Annotated in this window: 20 protein-coding genes and 1 pseudogene; 15 read left to right on the top strand and 6 right to left on the bottom strand. The window is 60.6% G+C overall.

The annotated features are described in order from the left end of the window. Positions 1 to 135: 135 nt before the first annotated feature. The 4 genes from PR017_RS08930 to ilvN are packed head-to-tail and all read left to right on the top strand — an operon-like array spanning position 136 to position 3,279. Positions 136 to 1,929, top strand: coding sequence for an acetolactate synthase 3 large subunit (locus tag PR017_RS08930; RefSeq protein ID WP_111222901.1), 1,794 nt, complete (start codon positions 136 to 138; stop codon positions 1,927 to 1,929). 56 nt (positions 1,930 to 1,985) lie between these two features. Beyond that, positions 1,986 to 2,294, top strand: a complete 309-nt coding sequence (locus PR017_RS08925) for an AbrB/MazE/SpoVT family DNA-binding domain-containing protein (protein WP_111222902.1) — start codon at positions 1,986 to 1,988, stop codon at positions 2,292 to 2,294. After that, positions 2,275 to 2,676, top strand: coding sequence for a type II toxin-antitoxin system VapC family toxin (locus PR017_RS08920; RefSeq protein ID WP_111222903.1), 402 nt, complete (start codon positions 2,275 to 2,277; stop codon positions 2,674 to 2,676). The genes PR017_RS08925 and PR017_RS08920 overlap by 20 nt, the downstream gene beginning before the upstream one ends. A gap of 30 nt (positions 2,677 to 2,706) precedes the next feature. Beyond that, a complete protein-coding gene (gene ilvN / locus PR017_RS08915; RefSeq protein WP_111222904.1) occupies positions 2,707 to 3,279 on the top strand; it encodes an acetolactate synthase small subunit in 573 nt (190 codons plus the stop codon). 27 nt (positions 3,280 to 3,306) lie between these two features. Here the strand turns inward: ilvN and PR017_RS08910 are convergent, their stop codons facing one another. Beyond that, positions 3,307 to 4,152, bottom strand: coding sequence for an aldo/keto reductase (locus PR017_RS08910; protein ID WP_111222905.1), 846 nt, complete (start codon positions 4,150 to 4,152; stop codon positions 3,307 to 3,309). 279 nt (positions 4,153 to 4,431) lie between these two features. Between PR017_RS08910 and PR017_RS08905 the strand changes: the two genes are divergently transcribed. The 3 genes from PR017_RS08905 (at position 4,432) to PR017_RS08895 (ending at position 7,141) form a co-directional block, all read left to right on the top strand. Further along, the gene (locus PR017_RS08905) at positions 4,432 to 5,025 is read left to right on the top strand and encodes a LysE family translocator (protein ID WP_111222906.1); all 594 of its coding nucleotides are present in this window, start codon (positions 4,432 to 4,434) and stop codon (positions 5,023 to 5,025) included. Between the two features lie 121 nt (positions 5,026 to 5,146). Next, a complete protein-coding gene (locus tag PR017_RS08900) occupies positions 5,147 to 6,274 on the top strand; it encodes an ATP-dependent DNA helicase (protein ID WP_111222907.1) in 1,128 nt (375 codons plus the stop codon). A 114-nt stretch (positions 6,275 to 6,388) separates the two neighbouring features. Then, positions 6,389 to 7,141 carry a pyridoxine 5'-phosphate synthase gene (locus PR017_RS08895; RefSeq protein WP_111222908.1) on the top strand — a complete coding sequence of 251 codons (753 nt, stop codon included), beginning with the start codon at positions 6,389 to 6,391 and terminating at the stop codon, positions 7,139 to 7,141. Between the two features lie 55 nt (positions 7,142 to 7,196). On the opposite strand, the gene PR017_RS08890 is transcribed toward PR017_RS08895, so the two are convergent. Next, on the bottom strand, positions 7,197 to 8,078 hold the full coding sequence (locus PR017_RS08890; RefSeq protein WP_111222909.1) for an SDR family oxidoreductase: 882 nt from the start codon (positions 8,076 to 8,078) through the stop codon (positions 7,197 to 7,199). A gap of 139 nt (positions 8,079 to 8,217) precedes the next feature. Here PR017_RS08890 and PR017_RS08885 point away from each other — a divergent pair, with 139 nt between their 5' ends. Both PR017_RS08885 and PR017_RS08880 read left to right on the top strand, forming a co-directional pair. Next, positions 8,218 to 8,637 (top strand): winged helix-turn-helix transcriptional regulator, encoded by a 420-nt coding sequence (locus PR017_RS08885; protein ID WP_111222910.1) that lies wholly within the window; start codon positions 8,218 to 8,220, stop codon positions 8,635 to 8,637. Between the two features lie 120 nt (positions 8,638 to 8,757). Further along, a pseudogene (locus PR017_RS08880) lies at positions 8,758 to 8,892 on the top strand (ArsR family transcriptional regulator); the annotation flags it as partial. Positions 8,893 to 8,924: 32 nt separating this feature from the next. On the opposite strand, the gene PR017_RS08875 reads toward PR017_RS08880, so the two are convergent. After that, entirely contained in the window at positions 8,925 to 9,257 is a 333-nt protein-coding gene (locus PR017_RS08875; RefSeq protein ID WP_111222911.1) for a hypothetical protein, read from the bottom strand. A 235-nt stretch (positions 9,258 to 9,492) separates the two neighbouring features. Here PR017_RS08875 and PR017_RS08870 point away from each other — a divergent pair, with 235 nt between their 5' ends. Then, entirely contained in the window at positions 9,493 to 10,755 is a 1,263-nt protein-coding gene (locus tag PR017_RS08870) for an NAD(P)/FAD-dependent oxidoreductase (protein WP_111222912.1), read from the top strand. Positions 10,756 to 10,814: 59 nt separating this feature from the next. On the opposite strand, the gene PR017_RS08865 is transcribed toward PR017_RS08870, so the two are convergent. Beyond that, a complete protein-coding gene (locus PR017_RS08865) occupies positions 10,815 to 11,861 on the bottom strand; it encodes an NAD(P)-dependent alcohol dehydrogenase (protein ID WP_111222913.1) in 1,047 nt (348 codons plus the stop codon). A gap of 195 nt (positions 11,862 to 12,056) precedes the next feature. Between PR017_RS08865 and PR017_RS08860 the strand changes: the two genes are divergently transcribed. The 3 genes from PR017_RS08860 to ilvC all read left to right on the top strand — a co-directional run bounded on the left by PR017_RS08860 (position 12,057) and on the right by ilvC (position 14,820). After that, complete coding sequence (locus tag PR017_RS08860) at positions 12,057 to 12,965, top strand: AraC family transcriptional regulator (RefSeq protein WP_111222914.1); 909 nt, start codon at positions 12,057 to 12,059, stop codon at positions 12,963 to 12,965. A 127-nt stretch (positions 12,966 to 13,092) separates the two neighbouring features. Next, on the top strand, positions 13,093 to 13,758 hold the full coding sequence (locus PR017_RS08855; RefSeq protein WP_202617093.1) for a TetR/AcrR family transcriptional regulator C-terminal domain-containing protein: 666 nt from the start codon (positions 13,093 to 13,095) through the stop codon (positions 13,756 to 13,758). A gap of 42 nt (positions 13,759 to 13,800) precedes the next feature. Then, the gene (gene ilvC, locus PR017_RS08850; protein ID WP_111222915.1) at positions 13,801 to 14,820 is read left to right on the top strand and encodes a ketol-acid reductoisomerase; all 1,020 of its coding nucleotides are present in this window, start codon (positions 13,801 to 13,803) and stop codon (positions 14,818 to 14,820) included. A gap of 90 nt (positions 14,821 to 14,910) precedes the next feature. Here the strand turns inward: ilvC and PR017_RS08845 are convergent, their stop codons facing one another. Both PR017_RS08845 and PR017_RS08840 read right to left on the bottom strand, forming a co-directional pair. Then, positions 14,911 to 15,288: a type II toxin-antitoxin system VapC family toxin gene (locus PR017_RS08845; RefSeq protein ID WP_111222916.1), complete on the bottom strand. Its 378-nt coding sequence runs from the start codon at positions 15,286 to 15,288 to the stop codon at positions 14,911 to 14,913. Beyond that, complete coding sequence (locus PR017_RS08840) at positions 15,288 to 15,497, bottom strand: AbrB/MazE/SpoVT family DNA-binding domain-containing protein (protein ID WP_111222917.1); 210 nt, start codon at positions 15,495 to 15,497, stop codon at positions 15,288 to 15,290. Before PR017_RS08840 ends, PR017_RS08845 begins: the two co-directional genes overlap by 1 nt. Positions 15,498 to 15,706: 209 nt before the next feature. On the opposite strand from PR017_RS08840, the gene PR017_RS08835 reads away from it, so the two are divergent. Then, entirely contained in the window at positions 15,707 to 16,936 is a 1,230-nt protein-coding gene (locus tag PR017_RS08835; protein ID WP_111222918.1) for an aminotransferase-like domain-containing protein, read from the top strand. A gap of 239 nt (positions 16,937 to 17,175) precedes the next feature. Beyond that, the gene (locus PR017_RS08830; RefSeq protein WP_111222919.1) at positions 17,176 to 18,153 is read left to right on the top strand and encodes an ABC transporter substrate-binding protein; all 978 of its coding nucleotides are present in this window, start codon (positions 17,176 to 17,178) and stop codon (positions 18,151 to 18,153) included. The last annotated feature ends 14 nt before the right edge of the window (positions 18,154 to 18,167 follow it).

Below are 18,167 nucleotides of genomic sequence, written 5' to 3'. Positions count from 1 at the left end.
CATGGGCAGGATGGTGTAACCATCCGGCGATAGCCACCCATGCGCTAGACAACAGGCTCCCGAAGGAGCCTTTTTTTATGCCCGAAATCGGGCGTCGCGCTTCCAGAATACTCAAGCAGGCAACGGAACTTGGCAATGACGGGCACAGACAAGCAGACCAGCGATAACAGGATGACCGGCGCGGAAATCGTCCTGCGGGCGCTCAAGGACAATGGCGTCGAGCATATTTTCGGCTATCCGGGCGGCGCGATCCTGCCGATCTACGACGAGATCTTCCAGCAGGACGATATCAAGCACATCCTCGTCCGCCACGAGCAGGGCGCCGGACACGCAGCCGAGGGCTATGCGCGCTCGACGGGCAAGGTTGGCGTCATGCTTGTTACCTCCGGCCCCGGTGCCACCAACGCTGTCACGCCGCTGCAGGATGCGCTGATGGATTCGATCCCGCTTGTCTGCCTCACCGGTCAGGTTCCGACGACGCTGATCGGCTCCGACGCTTTCCAGGAGTGCGACACGGTCGGCATTACCCGGCCTTGCACCAAGCACAACTGGCTGGTCAAGGACGTCAACAAGCTCGCGGCCGTCATCCACGACGCCTTCCGGATTGCACAAACCGGTCGTCCGGGCCCCGTCGTCGTCGATATCCCCAAGGACGTCCAGTTCGCCACCGGCACCTATACGCCGCCGGAAGCCCATGCTGTCCAGAAAAGCTACCAGCCACAGGTCCAGGGCGACATCAACCGGGTCAAGCAGGCTATCGAGCTGATGGCGACGGCCCGCAAGCCTGTCATCTACTCCGGCGGCGGCGTCGTTAATGCCGGCCCGGAAGCCTCCAGGTTGCTGCGCGAGCTGGTCGAGCTGACCAACTTTCCGATCACATCGACGCTGATGGGTCTTGGCTCCTATCCAGCATCGGGCAAGAACTGGCTGAAGATGCTCGGCATGCATGGCTCCTACGAGGCCAACATGGCGATGCACGACTGTGATGTCATGGTCTGCATCGGTGCCCGTTTCGACGACCGCATCACCGGCCGTCTGAACGCCTTTGCGCCGAATTCGAAGAAGATCCACATCGATATCGATCCGTCTTCGATCAACAAGACCGTGCATGTCGATATCGGCATCGTCGGCGACGTCGGTAATGTTCTAGAGGACATGGTTCGCCTGTGGCGTGCCCTGCCGAAAAAACAGGAGCCAAGCCAGCTGGCCGAATGGTGGGACGACATCAATCGCTGGCGCGGCCGCAACTCCTTCGCCTACAAGATGAGCAATGACGTTATCATGCCGCAATATGCGATCCAGCGGCTCTATGAGCTGACGAAGCATCGCGACACCTACATCACGACCGAGGTCGGCCAGCACCAGATGTGGGCGGCTCAGTTCTATGGCTTCGAGGAGCCGAACCGCTGGATGACGTCCGGCGGCCTCGGCACCATGGGCTACGGCCTGCCGGCGGCTCTCGGCGTCCAGATCGCCCATCCGGATGCGCTGGTCATCGACATCGCCGGCGATGCCTCGATCCAGATGTGCATCCAGGAGATGTCGGCGGCGGTGCAGCACGATGCGCCGATCAAGATCTTCATTCTCAACAACCAGTACATGGGCATGGTTCGCCAATGGCAGCAACTGCTGCATGGTAACCGCCTGTCGAACTCCTACACCGAGGCGATGCCCGATTTCGTCAAGCTGGCGGATGCCTACGGCGGTGTCGGCCTGCGCGTCGAAAAACCCGGCGATCTCGATGCGACGATCCAGGAAATGATCGACGTGAGGCGTCCCGTCATCGTCGACTGCCGCGTTGCCAATCTCGCCAACTGCTTCCCGATGATCCCGTCGGGCAAGGCACACAACGAGATGCTGCTGCCGGACGAAGCAACCGACGAGGCCGTCGCCAACGCCATCGACGCCAAGGGGCGCGCACTGGTTTGATCGCGACGCGGAGGCGCGGTACACTGCCGCGTCCTCACTTTCTAGGAGCGCACTCGATGGCTACAGCGATAATGTCTAAGACGGGTGCCGTGATCCTGCCGAAGGAAGTTCGCGATGCACATGGTCTAGAGCCCGGCGCCGAGTTCGAAATCATCGATGGTGGTGGGGAGATCACATTGCGCTTGGTCGACAGGACACCGGAGACTTCGACACATCGAGTGAAAGTGGCTGACTTTCTGGCACAGCGCGTCCATTACAACGGTCCTCCACTGACGGAAGATCTAAGCCGTCAGGCGATCGACAAGGTGGCGATTGACGATTGGAAACGGCTGGAGCGACAGTGGAATGGCGACAAGGGCGATTGATACCAATGTTCTTGTCCGGCTGCTGGTCCATAATCACAGCGTTCAGGCGCAACGGGCTGGGAGGCTCTTGGAAGCGTTTCAACTCGTAGTTCTGCCGACAGTGATGCTGGAGACGGAATGGGTGCTTCTAAGCAGATACGGCGTAGAGCGCTTACGCATCTCGGCCCTGCTGAGAAGTGTTATCAAATTCGAGGGCTTTGTCGTCATCGACAGGGTCCGTGTCGTCAAAGCGCTCGAAGCATTCGCAGCGGGCATGGACTTTGCCGATGCCCTGCATGTCTGTTTCACTGGCGATGGCGAGGTGTTCGTGACCTTCGACCGTGACCTTGTGCGGCTGGCTACCAAATACATCCACCATGCCGGCGCTGAGCTGGCATCCTGAACAAATATCTGAGGAAACGGACCCAAGATCATGAATGCACACCTTCAACCGACCGGCTCCGCCTATTTCATTTCGCCGGAAACTGCGACGGCCGAGAACCACACGCTTTCGGTTCTGGTCGATAACGAGCCGGGCACGCTTGCGCGCGTCATCGGCCTTTTTTCCGGTCGCGGCTATAACATCGAGAGCCTGACCGTGTCGGAAACCGAACATCAGGCGCATCTGTCACGCATCACCATCGTGACCCGCGGGACGCCGCAGGTGCTTGAGCAGATCAAGGCGCAGCTGGAGCGTATCATCCCCGTTCACCGAGTTGTCGACCTGACGGTACGGGCCCGCGAACTCGGCCAGGAGCGGCCGATCGAGCGCGAAGTGGCCCTGATCAAGATCACCGGTACCGGCGAGACGCGGGCCGAGACGCTGCGGCTGGCCGACGCTTTCCACGCCAAGGTGGTGGATGCCACCGTTGAACATTTCATTCTGGAAATCACCGGCAAGTCGTCGAAGATCGACCAGTTCGTCGCCATCATGCGGCCTCTCGGCCTGGTCGAAGTGTGCCGCACCGGGATCGCGGCAATGAACCGCGGCCCGCAAGGCATGTAAGCTGCGTTTACGCAGTGCCGCTGGAGATCAGAGCATCTCCAGCGGTGTTTTCCTCTGCGGAGGCGGAAAGGCGGCGTCTAGGACTGCCCAGTCCTCGTTCGAAATGTCGAGCGACACCGCCTGCCGGTTTTCTCTGGTGCGCGCCGGCTGGGACGTCTTCGGAATCGCGAAAACGCCGTCGCGCCTGAGCACGATGGCAAGTGCGACCTGGGCAGGCGTAGCCTGATAGGCCTTGGCAAGCTGGACGAGCGTCGGGTGGCGCGTCAGCCGGCCTTGCTCGATAGGCGAATAGGCGATTACCGGAATACTTCGGTCGTGGCACCATGGCAGCAGGTCGAATTCTATTCCACGCCGGCCGAGATTGTAGAGCACCTGGTTTGTGGCGACGTTTCGGCCCGACGGCACCCGCAACAGTTCCTCCATGTCACTGACATCGAAATTCGAGACGCCCCAGGCGCGGATCTTGCCGGCAGCTTTCAGTCGCTCGAAGGCGTCGACGGTATCTGCCAGCGGGTAGCTGCCGCGCCAGTGCAGCAGGTAGAGGTCGAGCCGGTCGGTTCCCAATCGTTGCAGGCTGCGCTCGCAAGCTTTGATCGTGCCCTCGCTGCTGGCATTGTGCGGATAGACCTTGCTGACAAGGAAAACTTCGTCGCGACGACCTTCGATTGCCTTGCCGACAAGCCGTTCCGAGGCGCCTTCGCCATACATCTCGGCAGTGTCGATCATCGTCATGCCGAGGTCGATGCCGACCTGCAGGCTTTCTACCTCCGTCTTCGCCCCGGAGGCATCGTCGCCCATGTTCCAAGTGCCCTGGCCAAGGGCTGGAACGCTGATGCCGGAGGGAAAGCTAATCGACGGGATGGCATCGCTCATGGCTGTCGCCTTTCGTATCGTTCGTGGAAGAGGTTCACAGAGTACGCTTCTTGTCTCCCAGTGATGTATGCTCCGCACCGTAGTTTTAAAGGTAAAACTGTCGTGACCCCGGTCGTCGGTGTCAGCCACGGACGCGCTGCCGATGCTATTTTGTCACCGTCACATTTGTCATCTCGTACCTCACGAGGATTGCGTGCATATCGGATGCACGCGTCGCAGAGGACGGATGTTCCTTGTCCTGCACAGGGCGATGAAACGCGACATCCCCGGGAGACTATAATGGCGCCTGATACGTTGCTGGCCTTGCTGCTGTTTGCCTTCACCACGTCGATCACGCCGGGGCCGAACAACATGATGCTGTTCGCATCCGGGGTAAATTTCGGCTTTCGGCGCACGATCCCGCACATGTTCGGGATAGGTGTCGGCTTTCTGTCGCTGCTTTTGAGCGTCGGTCTTGGGCTTGGCGCCATCTTGCATACGGTCCCGGTGGTATACACCGTCCTGAAATTTGCAGGTGGAGCCTATCTGCTGTGGATTGCCTGGAAGATAGGCTCGTCGCGCAGCCTCGGTGAAAGGGAAGGCGGCGCCCGGCCGATGTCGTTTTTAGCCGCCGCTGCCTTCCAGTGGATCAATCCGAAGGCTTGGGTTATGGCCGTCACCGCGATGGCTGCCTATACCGATGCGGACCGATATTTTGTCAGCGTGACGATCGTCGGACTGGTCTTCGCGGCCGTCAACATCCCGACGGTCTCCACCTGGGCCGGCTTCGGATCGGCGCTGCGCGAGTGGCTGGCGGTGCCGGTGCGGCTGAAGTGCTTCAATATTACAATGGCGGTTCTGCTTGTGCTCAGTCTCTGGCCGATGCTGAAGTAAGGCAGCGTTGCGGAGGCTCACGTGCGTTGCGGGGGTGGGAGAGGGTAGCTCTGCCTCTTATTCCCGGTATCCGCAGATTTTTCCGGTTGCCTCCAAAGGGCGAATCCTGCCAAGTCCGGCGATGCAATTTGCGCCACAACAAGATGAAGCGCTTAAGGCCGTTTCCAAATGGCTGAAGGACGGGCGGTCGCCGCTTTTTCGCCTGTTCGGCTATGCCGGAACCGGCAAGACGACGCTTGCCCGCCATTTCGCCGAGAATGTCGATGGGGAGGTGCTGTTTGCCGCCTTCACCGGCAAGGCGGCCCAGGTGCTGCGCTCGCGTGGCGCCACCAATGCCCGGACCATCCATTCGCTGATCTATCGTCCGCGCGGCGAGGAGTCCGTCGAGGATGAGGAAACCGGCAAAAGCTCGATGACGCCGATGTTTACCGTCAACCGGCAGAGCCCGGTGTCGAAGGCTGCGCTGATCGTCGTTGACGAGTGCTCGATGGTCGACGAGGCGCTCGGCAAGGATCTGATGAGTTTCGGTACGCCGATCCTTGTGCTCGGCGATCCCGGCCAGCTTCCGCCGATCACCGGGGGCGGGTTTTTCACCAATGAAGAGCCGGACTACTTGCTGACCGATATCCACCGCCAGGCTCGCGACAATCCGATCATCCAGCTCGCCATGCAGGTGCGCGAAGGCAAGGAGATCATGCACGGCGACTACGGTACCGTGCAGGTCATTTCCAAGGGCGAGGTTACGCAGCCGCTAGTGCTCGAGGCCGATCAGGTGCTCGTCGGCACCAACAAGACACGCAAGCGCTATAACCAGCGCCTTCGCGAGCTGAAGGGCTTCAATACAGAATATCCGCAGTCTGGCGACAAGCTCGTCTGCCTGCGTAACGATCCGGCTAAGGGCCTGCTGAACGGCTCGCTCTGGCAGGTCATGACCTCGTCCAAGGAGACCACCAAGCCCGGCATCAACCTTCTGATCCGTCCTGAAGACGACGACATGGATCGCGGTGCGGCCAAGATCAAGGTGCTGAAGACGGCCTTCGAGGATGTTCAGGGTGAAATCCCGTGGACCACCCGCAAACGCTACGATGAGTTCGACTTCGGTTATGCCTTGACGGTGCACAAGGCACAGGGCTCGCAGTGGAACAAGGTCGTGCTGTTCGACGAGAGCTGGGCCTTTCGCGACACGCGCGAACGCTGGCTCTACACGGCGATCACCCGTGCCGCTGAGACGTTGACCATCGTTCGCTGAGGCCTGCGGGTTGCATCAATCTTTTGCATGGCTTGCACATGCGAATGTCATTGGCGTTGACGGTGCGATCGGATTAAAAGCGCAGGCACGTTGCTCGTGAACTGGATATCAACGATGCCCACCAAGCTCTCCGTGAATGTCAATGCCATCGCCATGCTTCGCAACCGCCGGGACCTTCCCTGGCCGAGCCTCGAGGCGCTCGGGCGCATCGCGCTCCAGGCTGGCGCCAGCGGATTGACGGTGCATCCGCGTCCGGATCAGCGACATGTGCGATTTTCGGACCTCCCAGTCATTCGCGCGCTGATCGACGACGAGTTCCCTGAGGCAGAATTCAATATCGAGGGCTATCCGACGCCGGAATTCTTCGATCTCTGTGCCGGTGTCGAGCCGGAGCAGGTGACGCTGGTGCCGGATCATCCGTCGCAGGCGACGTCGGACCATGGCTGGGATTTCCGCAAGCACCAGGCGTTTCTGGCCGATGTGATCGCGCCCTATAAGAAACTGGGCTGCCGCGTCTCGCTGTTTGCCGATGGCGATGGCGATCCCGAGGCCGTGGCGATTGCCAAGGCTGTCGGTGCCGACCGGATCGAGCTTTACACCGGTCCATACGGTGGATGTCATAATTCGCCGGAGCGGGCGGCTGCCGTACTTGCTGGTCTCGGCAAGACGGCCGATGCAGCCATCGCGCTGGGGATGGGCGTCAATGCCGGTCACGATCTGACGGTCGCCAACCTGCCGGACCTGATCAGGCGTATCCCGCAGCTTGCAGAAGCATCGATCGGTCATGCACTCACCGCCGATGCGCTGGAGTTCGGCATGGCGGAGACCGTTCGCCGGTTTCGCCGGGCGTGCGGGCAGATAGTTTAGGCCACTGTCCCCCAATCTCCCCCGAATGGGGGAGATTGGGTTCGCGACTTTGGGCTTACGCTGCCAATTCGGCCTTTCGTTCTTCAAAGAAACTTCTCAGCGTCTGCGGAACCTTGCCGGTCAGTGTCGTGAAATCGGCGGTCAGGCTGTCGAAGTTTCCGGCGCGTATGTTTGCGTCGGCAGACACCAGCATGTCGACCAGGAACGGCGGCAGGCCGGCGCCGGCCATACCGGCGGCAAGTTGTTCGTCGGTGACGTCAATGACCTCTAGCGGGCGACCGGTGATGGCAGAGACAGTCGAGGCCACATCCTTGATCGAATAGGAGGTAGAGCCCGTCAGCGTGTAAGTCTTGCTTTCCGTATCGCTGGAAGCAAGGGCTGCGGCAATGGCCAGCGCGCAGTCTTCGCGGGAAATGTAGGGCGCCTTGCCGCCTGATGTCGCGGTGTACCACTTTCCGCCCTGCAGATTGTGCGGTAGGGACATCATGAAATTATCCAGGTACCAGGCGTCGCGCAGAATGGTGTAGCCGATACCGCTGGCCTTGATGGCATTTTCGGTGCCGAGATGATCGGGGGCGAAGGTCACCAGCGATTTGTCAGGGTTTGGCATCGAGGTGTAGAGGATGTGCTTGACGCCGGCAGCCTTGCCAGCCTCGATGGCAGCCTTGTGCTGAGCCAGGCGCTTGCCGGGAGTATCGAGCGAATCCGTGCTGATGATCAGCAGGCGGTCGATCCCCGCAAAGGCCGAGACGAGGCCTGCCGCATCGTCGAAATCCGCCTTGCGGGTGACGACGCCCTTGGCTGCCAGTGTGGCGAGCTTTTCCGGGCTGCGGGTCGCTGCGACGATATCGCCGGGGGCGACCTTGTAAGTTTCGACGAGGTGATGGACGACGCTCTGGCCGAGCTTGCCGGCAGCGCCGGTGACGAGAAGGGTCATGGGATTTTCCTCTGTTCCTGGCAACCGGTTCCACGACCGGCATTGCGGTCTCAAAAAGAGACTTGCGCTACAATAGGAATTGAGAGAGTTCTGTAAAGGAGGCAGTTTTTCTGCCGTAGGTTACCAAAAGGGAACTGCCATGAGCGGCACCGTCGTCAATCTGCGCAACAAGGACATGGCCGGGACTGGCCGGGTGTTCGACGTCGCCAAACTCGATCCGAGCAATTGCCCTATCCGGGACGTGATGCAGCAAATCCATGGAAAGTGGTCGACGCTGCTCGTCGACGCGCTGTCGCAGCGTCCCTATCGCTTTGGCGAACTAAAGCGCGCCGTCCCCGATATCTCGCAACGAATGCTCACCCAGACGCTGCGCGACCTGCAGCGCGACGGTTATGTTGAACGCGAGGTCTTTCCGACAAAGCCGCCGAGTGTCGAATACCGTATTACCGAGCTCGGGCGCTCGCTCTACGAGCCTCTGTCGCACTTGCTGAACTGGGCGGAGGCCAACCACGACAACGTCCGGGCGGCGCGGCGCAGGTTCGACGACGCAGGCGCCTGAGGCGAGCGCCGGATCCTGCGTTTCCGGGTGTTTCAGGCAGCTTCGGCGTCGACATTGGCCAGCGGCGCCAAGGCGAAATGTACAGCTGCTTGTACGTGGATCGTCGTGCTGTCGAAACCGGGCAACCACGACTATATCCTCAAGATCGTGCTGCCGAGCGTCGAGCATTACGACGTGATCTACAAGACCATCGTCCGCTGGGTCGAACTGTTCGACGTAGCGGCTTCCATGGAGGAACTCAAAAGCGAATGGTAATCCACGTTGGGCACGCGCAATAGGCGGCTTGCTCAGATCGCCTCATAGGCGAACAGCAAGCCGATGAGGGTGATGCCGAACAGGCCGAACAAGAAGCATTGGTCGGCGACGGTTTCGAGTGTCCTGCTGAGCTTCAGCCGGTTGGCAAAGCGGATGGACAGATAGGAAGTGATGGCGCTGACGAGGAAGAGAAGCGAGGCGCAGCCTGCGTACTCGTCGACCCGGCTTGGCCCGATGCGGCCCTCGACAACCTTCACCAGTCCGATCAGCGTGGTGCAGATACCGACCATTGTGCCGGATGTCGGCAGGATATGCTGGGCCAGTGTCTTCTCAGCAGCCGGATTATCTTTTTTCGACACGGTCAATACTGTGTTCCCCCAGTCGCCACTGCAGGCGTCGGCTACCTAACGCTTAATGCACGCGGGCGTTGCTGTCGACACTGCTGTGAGGGATTGACCTATGCTGGCTGATCTTGAGAGAAAGCCGCTTTGTCCGATCGTGGCGGATTTGAAGATGTGCAACGGAGCCATGCGCAAATGGTAGTTGATGTCCGCGGAGAACAGGCTCAGGTGAGGGAGGGGAGCACAGGAAAGGATCGTCATGCAGGAACATCATGTCGTCGTGGTCGGCGGCGGTTTTGCGGGATTGCAGATCGTCAACGACCTCCGGCGGGCGCCCGTCCGCATCACGCTGATCGACCGGCGCAATCACCACCTCTTCCAGCCGTTACTCTATCAGGTCGCAACGACACTGCTGTCGACCTCCGAGATCGCCTGGCCGATTCGCAGCCTTTATCGCGAGCGGCCCGATGTCACGACGCTGCTTGCCGAAGTCGAGGGCATCGACAGGCAGGCAAAGACCGTGGCGCTTACCAACGGCGACATCGTCGGCTACGATACGCTGGTGCTGGCGACCGGTGCCACGCACGCCTATTTCGGCCATGACGAATGGGAGCCGGTCGCACCCGGCCTGAAGACACTCGAGGATGCGACGACCATCCGACGCCGGCTGCTTTTGGCTTTCGAACGCGCCGAGATGGAAGAAGATGCGGCGATCCGCGAAGCGCTGCTGACCTTCGTCATCGTCGGTGCCGGACCGACCGGCGTCGAACTTGCAGGCATCATTGCCGAACTGGCGCACGATACCCTTCCGAAGGAGTTCCGCCGCATCGACACCACGAAGACCAAGGTCGTTCTCGTCGAGGCCGGGCCGCGCATTCTCTCGGCCTTCGTCGATGACCTGTCGACCTACGCCCACAGGAAGCTCCAGAGCAGCGGCGTCGAGATCCGCACCGGCAAGGCCGTGACGTCCTGCACGGCCGATGGGGTCAATGTCGGCGACAGCTTCATTCCGTGCCGGACGATCGTCTGGGCAGCCGGTGTGCAGGCGTCGCCCGCGGCGGCCTGGCTCGATGTGCCGGCAGACCGCGCAGGCCGGGTCGTTGTCGAAAAGAACCTGACGGTGCCGGGCGACGACGCAATCTTCGTGATCGGCGACACGGCGTCGGTGCTTCGCGAAGACGGGACGCCGGTGCCCGGCGTTGCACCGGCCGCCAAGCAGCAGGGTGCATTCGTCGCCAGGGTGATCGAGGCGCGGCTTTCCGGCAAGACCGTGCCGGATATTTTCCGCTACCACCACCAGGGTAACCTTGCCACCATCGGCAAGGGCGCGGCGATCATCGATTTCGGATGGATCAAAATGAAGGGCGGTCTCGCCTGGTGGATATGGGGGCTTGCCCATATCTATTTCCTCATCGGCACGCGGTCGCGGCTCAGCGTCGCCTGGAGCTGGCTCTGGATCTATCTCAGCCGCCAACACAGCGCACGGCTGATTACGCAGAAAGAAACGCCGCGCGAGGATTGAGGTCACGCAAAAGGGCGACCCGCGAGGGCCGCCCTTGGTGTCTTCCGGACGATTTCGACTTACGCTGCGAGCGAAGCGATATCGATGACGAAGCGGTAGCGCACGTCGCTCTTCAGAACGCGCTCATAGGCTTCGTTGACGTCCTGGATGTTGATCTTCTCGATTTCCGAGACGATGTTGTGCTTGCCGCAGAAGTCGAGCATTTCCTGCGTTTCCTTGATCGAGCCGATCATCGAGCCCGAAAGGCTCTTGCGGCCCGGGATCAGCGAGAAGGCATGAACCGGGATCGCATGCTCAGGCGCGCCGACGATGACCATCGAGCCATTGACCTTGAGCAGGCCGAGATAGGCGTTCCAGTCGATCGCGACACCGGCCGTGCAGATGATCAGGTCGAAAGTGCCTGCCAGCTTGGTGAAGGTTTCGGCATCCGACGTGGCGTAGTATTCCTTGGCGCCGAGCCGCAGGCCGTCTTCCTTCTTCGAAAGGCCCTGCGACAGGACCGTGATATCGGCACCCATGGCGGCGCCGATCTTCACGCCCATGTGGCCAAGACCGCCCATGCCGACGATGGCAACCTTCTTGCCGGGACCGGCCTTCCAGTGGTGCAGCGGCGAATAAAGCGTGATGCCGGCGCAGAGCAGCGGAGCGGCGCGGTCGAGCGGAAGATTTTCCGGGATCGAGAGGACATAGCCTTCCTTGACGACGATCGAGTCCGAATAGCCGCCCTGGGTCGGCGTCTTGCCGTCGGCTTCGACGCTGTTGTAGGTCTGTACGAGACCGGGCATGTACTGCTCGTTGTCTACATCGCGGTTGGCGCAGCCGACGCAGCTATCGACGAAGCAGCCGACGCCGACATGGTCGCCGACCTTGAACTTGGTGACGTTGGCGCCGACGGCGGACACGATGCCGGCAATCTCATGGCCGGGAACGATCGGGTATACGGCGTTCTTCCACTCGTTGCGAACGGTGTGGATGTCGGAGTGGCAGATGCCGGCAAACTTGATGTCGATGACGACGTCGTCGGCATTTGGCTCGCGCCGTTCGAATGTGAAAGGGGTGAGGGGTTTGGACGCGTCCGTTGCGGCGTAGCCTTTTGCGATTGGCATGGGATATTCCTTCTTTGGGGGCTGCAAGGTGATGATCCCTTATGCCGCGTTTCCTGTCACCGGCGTTAGAGCGATCCTCTCAGGTTTTTGCTCGATCCTGCAAATGTGTGAACGCCGCCTATTTGCCGGGCTAGGGATTTCGCCTACATAGGAACGGTAGCTCGCTCCCTCGTATCCCCGACAAAGAGTGCCTTGATGACACTGATGTTCAATCCCCATCATGAAATCGCGTCGATCGCCGCCCGCTTTGCGCCCGGCGAAGGAGAGTTCAAGACAGCGATCGAAGGGCTCGGGATAAGCCGTCGCTCGATGCCGAGCGCACCCTGCCATGCCAGCTATCGGCCGTGCTTCGCGATGGTCATCCAGGGGGCGAAAAGCCTGCAGCTCGGAACCGACACCATCAATTACGGCGCCGGCGACTATCTCCTGACGTCGCTCGATCTCCCTGTCGCCTGGCGCGTCGTCGAGGCCAGTCCGGAAGTCCCGCACTTCTGCATAACGCTTGCCATCAGCCCCGAGAAACTGCTCGATCTGCTTAGCCGGACGGATATCCAGCGGCCGGCCGAACCTGCTGCGGGCCAGCGCGGAATGATGGTCAACATCGCGACGCCCGAATTGCTCGATGCTGCCGTGCGGCTGCTCCGCTTGCTCGATAATCCGAGCGACATCCCGGCGATGGCGCCGCTGCTCGAGCAGGAGATCCTCTACCGCATCCTGACCGGACCAGCGGGTGGCCAACTCATCAACATCGCTGTCGCCGACAATCATGGCCACCGCATCGCCCGCGCCGTTGCATGGCTGAGAGAGAACTTTGCCCGTCCGCTGCGCATCGAGGAACTGGCCGAGCACGTCAACATGAGCGTCTCCTCCTTTCACCATCATTTCAAGGCAATCACCGCGATGACGCCGGTGCAGTACCAGAAGCAGCTGCGGCTGCACGAGGCCCGGCGGCTGATGCTGATCGAGCGGCTCGATGTCGGTACCGCCGGCCACCGCGTCGGCTATCAGAGCCCGTCGCAGTTCAGCCGCGAATATAGCCGTCTTTACGGCCTGTCGCCGCTGCGCGACGTCGAAGGCATGCGCGCGCCGATCGCCGCCGAATAGGTCTCACGCCGTAGCCGAGCGCACGTCTCGACGATCACGGAAATTTCTTCGGCGCTCCGCCCAAAGTCGCTTGACGCCTTGAGCCAGCTGCGGCATAAGGCTACGAACCGTACCGTACGGTACGCAAATGGGAGTGGTCATTGTGCCGAGCGACGCACTGCAGACATCGGAGTTTTCGCCACGTCAGAACGCCGTTCTGGAGCAGGCGCTGCGATTGCTGGTGGACGGCGGCGAAAAGGCGCTGACGACATCCGGCGTGGCGCGCGCCGCCAACTGCTCCAAGGAAAGTCTCTACAAGTGGTTCGGAGACCGTGACGGGTTGCTGTCTGCGATGATTGCCCACCAGGCGAGCAAGGTCCGCACTTTCGAGCGCAACGGCGAAAGGCTGACGGCGACGAGCCTGCACGATCACCTGGTGATCTTTGCCCGCGACCTTCTGGAAGTTCTGGCCGGCGACGTGTCGCTGGCGCTTAACAGGCTGGCTATCGGCCAGTCGAACCGCGATGGCTCGAAGCTCGGCAAGCTGCTGCTCGAGCGCGGACGTCGACAGATCGACCGACGTGCCAGCGGCCTGATCGATGCCGGCAAGCGGGCGGGGCTGTTGCGCTTCGACGATGCCAACGAGGCCTACCATACGCTCTATGGCCTCGTCGTCTCCGACCTGCACGTTCGCATGCTGCTCGGCGAACCCAGCATCAAGGATGGTGCACAGCAGGCGGAGAGGGCGGTCAGCGCTTTCCTCAGGCTCTATGGCACGGAAAAAGTTTCGGCGGATGCAGCCGCATCCGTCTGATGGATCAAACCAAAATCGACAAGCAAGGGAAGGAAAAATCAAATGCGCGTCTATTACGATCGTGATGCCGATCTCAATCTCATCAAGGCCAAGAACGTCGTTATCGTCGGCTACGGGTCCCAGGGTCGCGCCCATGCGCTGAACCTCAAGGACAGCGGCGCCGCCAATGTTGTCATCGCGCTCAAGGCCGGTTCGCAGACGATCAAGAAGGCCGAAGCCGATGGCTTCAAGGTCATGACCGTCGCAGACGCCGCCAAGTGGGGCGACCTGTTGATGATGGCGACCCCTGACGAGTTGCAGGCCGACATCTGGAAGGCCGACATCGAAGCCAACATCCGCGACGGCGCCGCCATTGCCTTTGCCCACGGCCTCAACATCCATTTTGGCCTTATCGAGCCGAAGGCGTCGCTCGACATCGTCATGATCGCACCGAAGGGCCCTGGCCACACGGTGCGTGGCGAATACCAGAAGGGTGGTGGCGTTCCTTGCCTCGTGGCCGTTCACCAGAACGCTTCCGGCAACGCGCTTGAGCTGGCTCTCTCCTACGCCTGCGGCGTTGGCGGCGGTCGTTCCGGCATCATCGAAACCAACTTCCGCGAAGAATGCGAAACCGACCTGTTCGGCGAGCAGGTCGTCCTCTGCGGCGGCCTGGTCGAACTGATCCGCGCCGGTTTCGAGACCCTGACCGAAGCCGGCTACGCACCGGAAATGGCCTATTTCGAATGCCTGCACGAAGTGAAGCTGATCGTCGACCTGATCTATGAAGGCGGCATCGCCAACATGAACTACTCGATCTCGAACACGGCCGAATGGGGCGAATACGTCACCGGCCCTCGCATCATCACGGCCGAAACAAAGGCTGAAATGAAGCGCGTTCTGACCGACATCCAGACCGGCAAGTTCACCTCGGACTGGATGCAGGAATACCGTGCCGGCGGCTCGCGCTTCAAGGGCATCCGTCGCATGAACGACAACCACCAGATCGAGGAAGTCGGCGCCAAGCTGCGCGGCATGATGCCCTGGATCGGCAAGAACAAGCTGGTCGACAAGGCCGTCAACTAAGCCTTTCATGATATCAATGAGACAAGAAGGCCGGGGCGAACGCTTCGGCCTTTTGTTCGTGAGGCGGGTAGAGCGAAGTTTCGGGTTACGCTAGCTGATCTTCTCGACGTAGGCTGCCCGAGCCAGACCTTTGAAATGCGCATCGCAGGTCAGAATGTCTGCATCGTAAGTTTCAGCAGTTGCGTGGATGATTGCATCGGCAATCGACAGCTTGTGGCGCGTTGCCGTCTCCGCTGCCAGTCGTGCCATCGCCGTATCGAGTGGCGCGATGATGCATGTGGCTGTAAACGCGAAAAACTGATCGACGGCTTCTTCACCCTTTTCGCGGCTCAGCCACTTGGATAGCTCGAGCTGGACGATGGTGGGCACGACGCACTTGTCGCGTTCGGGCATTTCATCGGCCAAGCGTTGACCAGTCGCGCTGTCGAGCAACCATTCGATCCATGCCGAGCTATCGACCACGCGCATCAGAGACGATCGTCGCGGTCGCGATAGTTCTCAGGATTTCCTCCAGCCGCAATCCCCCTGAGGCTTTCGAGTGTCGGCACCGGCATAATCAGCACCGCATTGCCCTTCGGGATGAAAACGAACTCCTGACCCGCAGACCAGTCTTGCTGATCTCGGACCTCTTTCGGGATCGAAATCTGGAATTTAGACGATAGGGTTGCGGTTGCCATCTTACCATCTCCTGATCGATGTCTATTCAGTAAGAATAACACACTAGCAACGTCGGGGGAATTGACGTTTCTAACTGTATGGACCGATCGCTCGCTTCCTATTCATTATCAAAATCGGACTACCTATTGGCAAAATAGGTCAGCATTATTGACTTATCTTTTGTTGCGTGATTAGCTCCTCGAAAGACACAAAATTACGAGGAAGACCCATGTTGAATTGGGAAACGATCTTTGCAACGCGCTCAAGCCGGATGCGTGCCTCTGAAATCCGCGAATTGCTGAAGCTGCTCGATCGTCCGGATATCATCTCGTTCGCGGGCGGGATTCCCGATCCGGAACTGTTTCCGAAGGAAGCGTTCAAGCAGGCCTATGCCGACATCTTCGACGGTGCGACCGTCGATGCAGCGCTGCAATATTCGGTCAGCGAGGGTTACAAGCCGCTGCGGGAGTGGCTCGTGCAGCAGATGGCCGGGCTCGGCGTTGCCTGCGGCCTCGACAACGTGTTCATCGTCTCCGGGTCGCAGCAGGCGCTCGATTATCTCGGCAAGCTGATGCTGTCTCCCGATGATACGGCTCTCGTTACGGCGCCGACCTATCTCGGCGCGCTGCAGGCATTCAACGCCTATGAGCCGACTTACGACCGGTTGACGCCGAACGGCAACCGCACGCCGGACTCCTATCGCGTTGCTGCGGAAAAGGCCGGTGGGCGGGTGAAATTTGCCTATTTGTCTCCGGATTTCGCCAATCCGACCGGTGAGACGATCGACCTCGAGGCGCGCGAAAAGCTCATCGACCTCGCCGACGATCTCGATATCGCCATCGTCGAAGATGCCGCCTACCAGTCGCTGCGCTACGACGGCAACCCGATCCCGCCGCTCCTTGCCCTGGAGATTTCCCGCAAGGGCGATATCGAAGCAACGCGGACGATCTATTGCGGTAGTTTTTCCAAGACCATGGCACCGGGTCTGCGCGTCGGATACGTTGTTGCCAACGCCCAGGTAATCCGCAAGTTGGTGCTGATGAAGCAGGCGGCGGATCTTCACTCCTCCACCATCAACCAGATGGCCATTCACAAGGTCGTCGAGCATGGTTTCCCGGCCCAGGTTGCCAGGATCGGAGCGGTCTACAGGCGTCGCCGGGACTGCATGCTGGCAGCCCTTGCGAAGTACATGCCGCCCGGGACCCACTGGACGGAGCCTGAAGGCGGCATGTTCATCTGGGTCACCCTGCCGGAAGGCATGAACGGAGCGACGCTGCTTGCGAAATCGCTGCAGACGGCCAAGGTCGCATTCGTGCCGGGGCAGGCGTTCTTCGCGGATGGATCCGGCGCCAACACATTCCGGATGAGTTTTTCCCGCGCCGACGACCAGCAGATCGAAGAGGGCATTCACCGCCTGGCGGACCTGATTGCAAACGAGATCGTCTCCAAGGCGGCCTGATCTGTGCGCTTGCTCAAGGCAGACGTTTTGTCCGGCCGTGGGCCATTCTGAAATCCCTCCATCTCCGGGGCCAGGCAGTTCGTCTGCCTGGCATCTCCGGCGTTGTTGTGCCTGTTGGATACAGTTCCCCATCGATTGAGCACGCAACCCGTGCAAAATGCCGTTGATTGCACGTTGACCTGTCACACATCTGTAAAACGCCGTCCCTATGGGAAGTGCAAACCAATGAGGACCGAGCCATGAAGACGATCGCTACTGCCGCCGCGCTGTTTGCCGCGAGCCTTGCCGCATTGCCGGCCTCCGCTGCCGATCTCGTGCTCTACACCAGCCAGCCGAACGAAGATGCGCAGGCGACCGTCGATGGCTTCATGGCCGCGAACCCGTCGATCAAGGTCGACTGGGTGCGTGATGGCACACCGAAGATCATGGCCAAGCTTCAGGCCGAGATGGCCGCTGGCAATCCCGTTGCCGACGTGCTTCTGATCGCCGACACCGTCACGCTAGAGCGGCTCAAGGAAGCTGGCAAGCTGATGGCCTACAAGTCTCCGGAAGCGGTGAACTACGATGCGTCGCTCTATGACGCCGGCGGTTACTATTATTCGACCAAGCTGATCACGACCGGCATCGTCTACAACACTGCCGCCGCCATGAAGCCGACCAGCTGGCAGGATCTGGCCAAGCCGGAAGCCAAGGGCCTGGTGGTGATGCCGAGCCCCCTCACATCAGGTGCGGCGCTGATCCATGCGCAGACGCTGGCCGGTGTGCCAAGCCTCGGCTGGGACTTCTACAAGAGCCTCGCTGCCAATGGTGCGATTGCATCCGGCGGCAACGGCCAGGTGCTGAAGTCGGTGGCTTCAGGCGAAAAGGCCTATGGCATGATCGTCGACTACATGCCGATCCGCGAAAAGGCCAAGGGCGCACCGCTCGCCTTCGTCTTCCCGACCGAAGGTGTGTCCGCCGTCACCGAACCGGTTGCGATCCTGTCGACGGCCAAGCACGCGGATGCTGCCAAGGCGTTCGTCGACTATGTGCTGTCCGAGAAGGGGCAGGCGGGTTTCGTCAAGCTCGGCTATATTCCGGCGCGCAACGGGGTTGCCATGCCAGAGGGCTTTCCAGCGCGCAGCACGATCAAGGTGCTGCCGCTCGATGCCGCAGCGGCTGTCAAGAATACCGACCAGGATCTGAAGACCTTCTCCTCGTTCTACGGTGCGAAGTGAGTTACAAGATCCTG

Source organism: Rhizobium tumorigenes, from assembly GCF_003240565.2.
Lineage (GTDB): Bacteria > Pseudomonadota > Alphaproteobacteria > Rhizobiales > Rhizobiaceae > Rhizobium > Rhizobium tumorigenes.
Note: the sequence above shows the minus strand (reverse complement) of the source record. Positions and strands in the feature narration are given on the sequence as shown.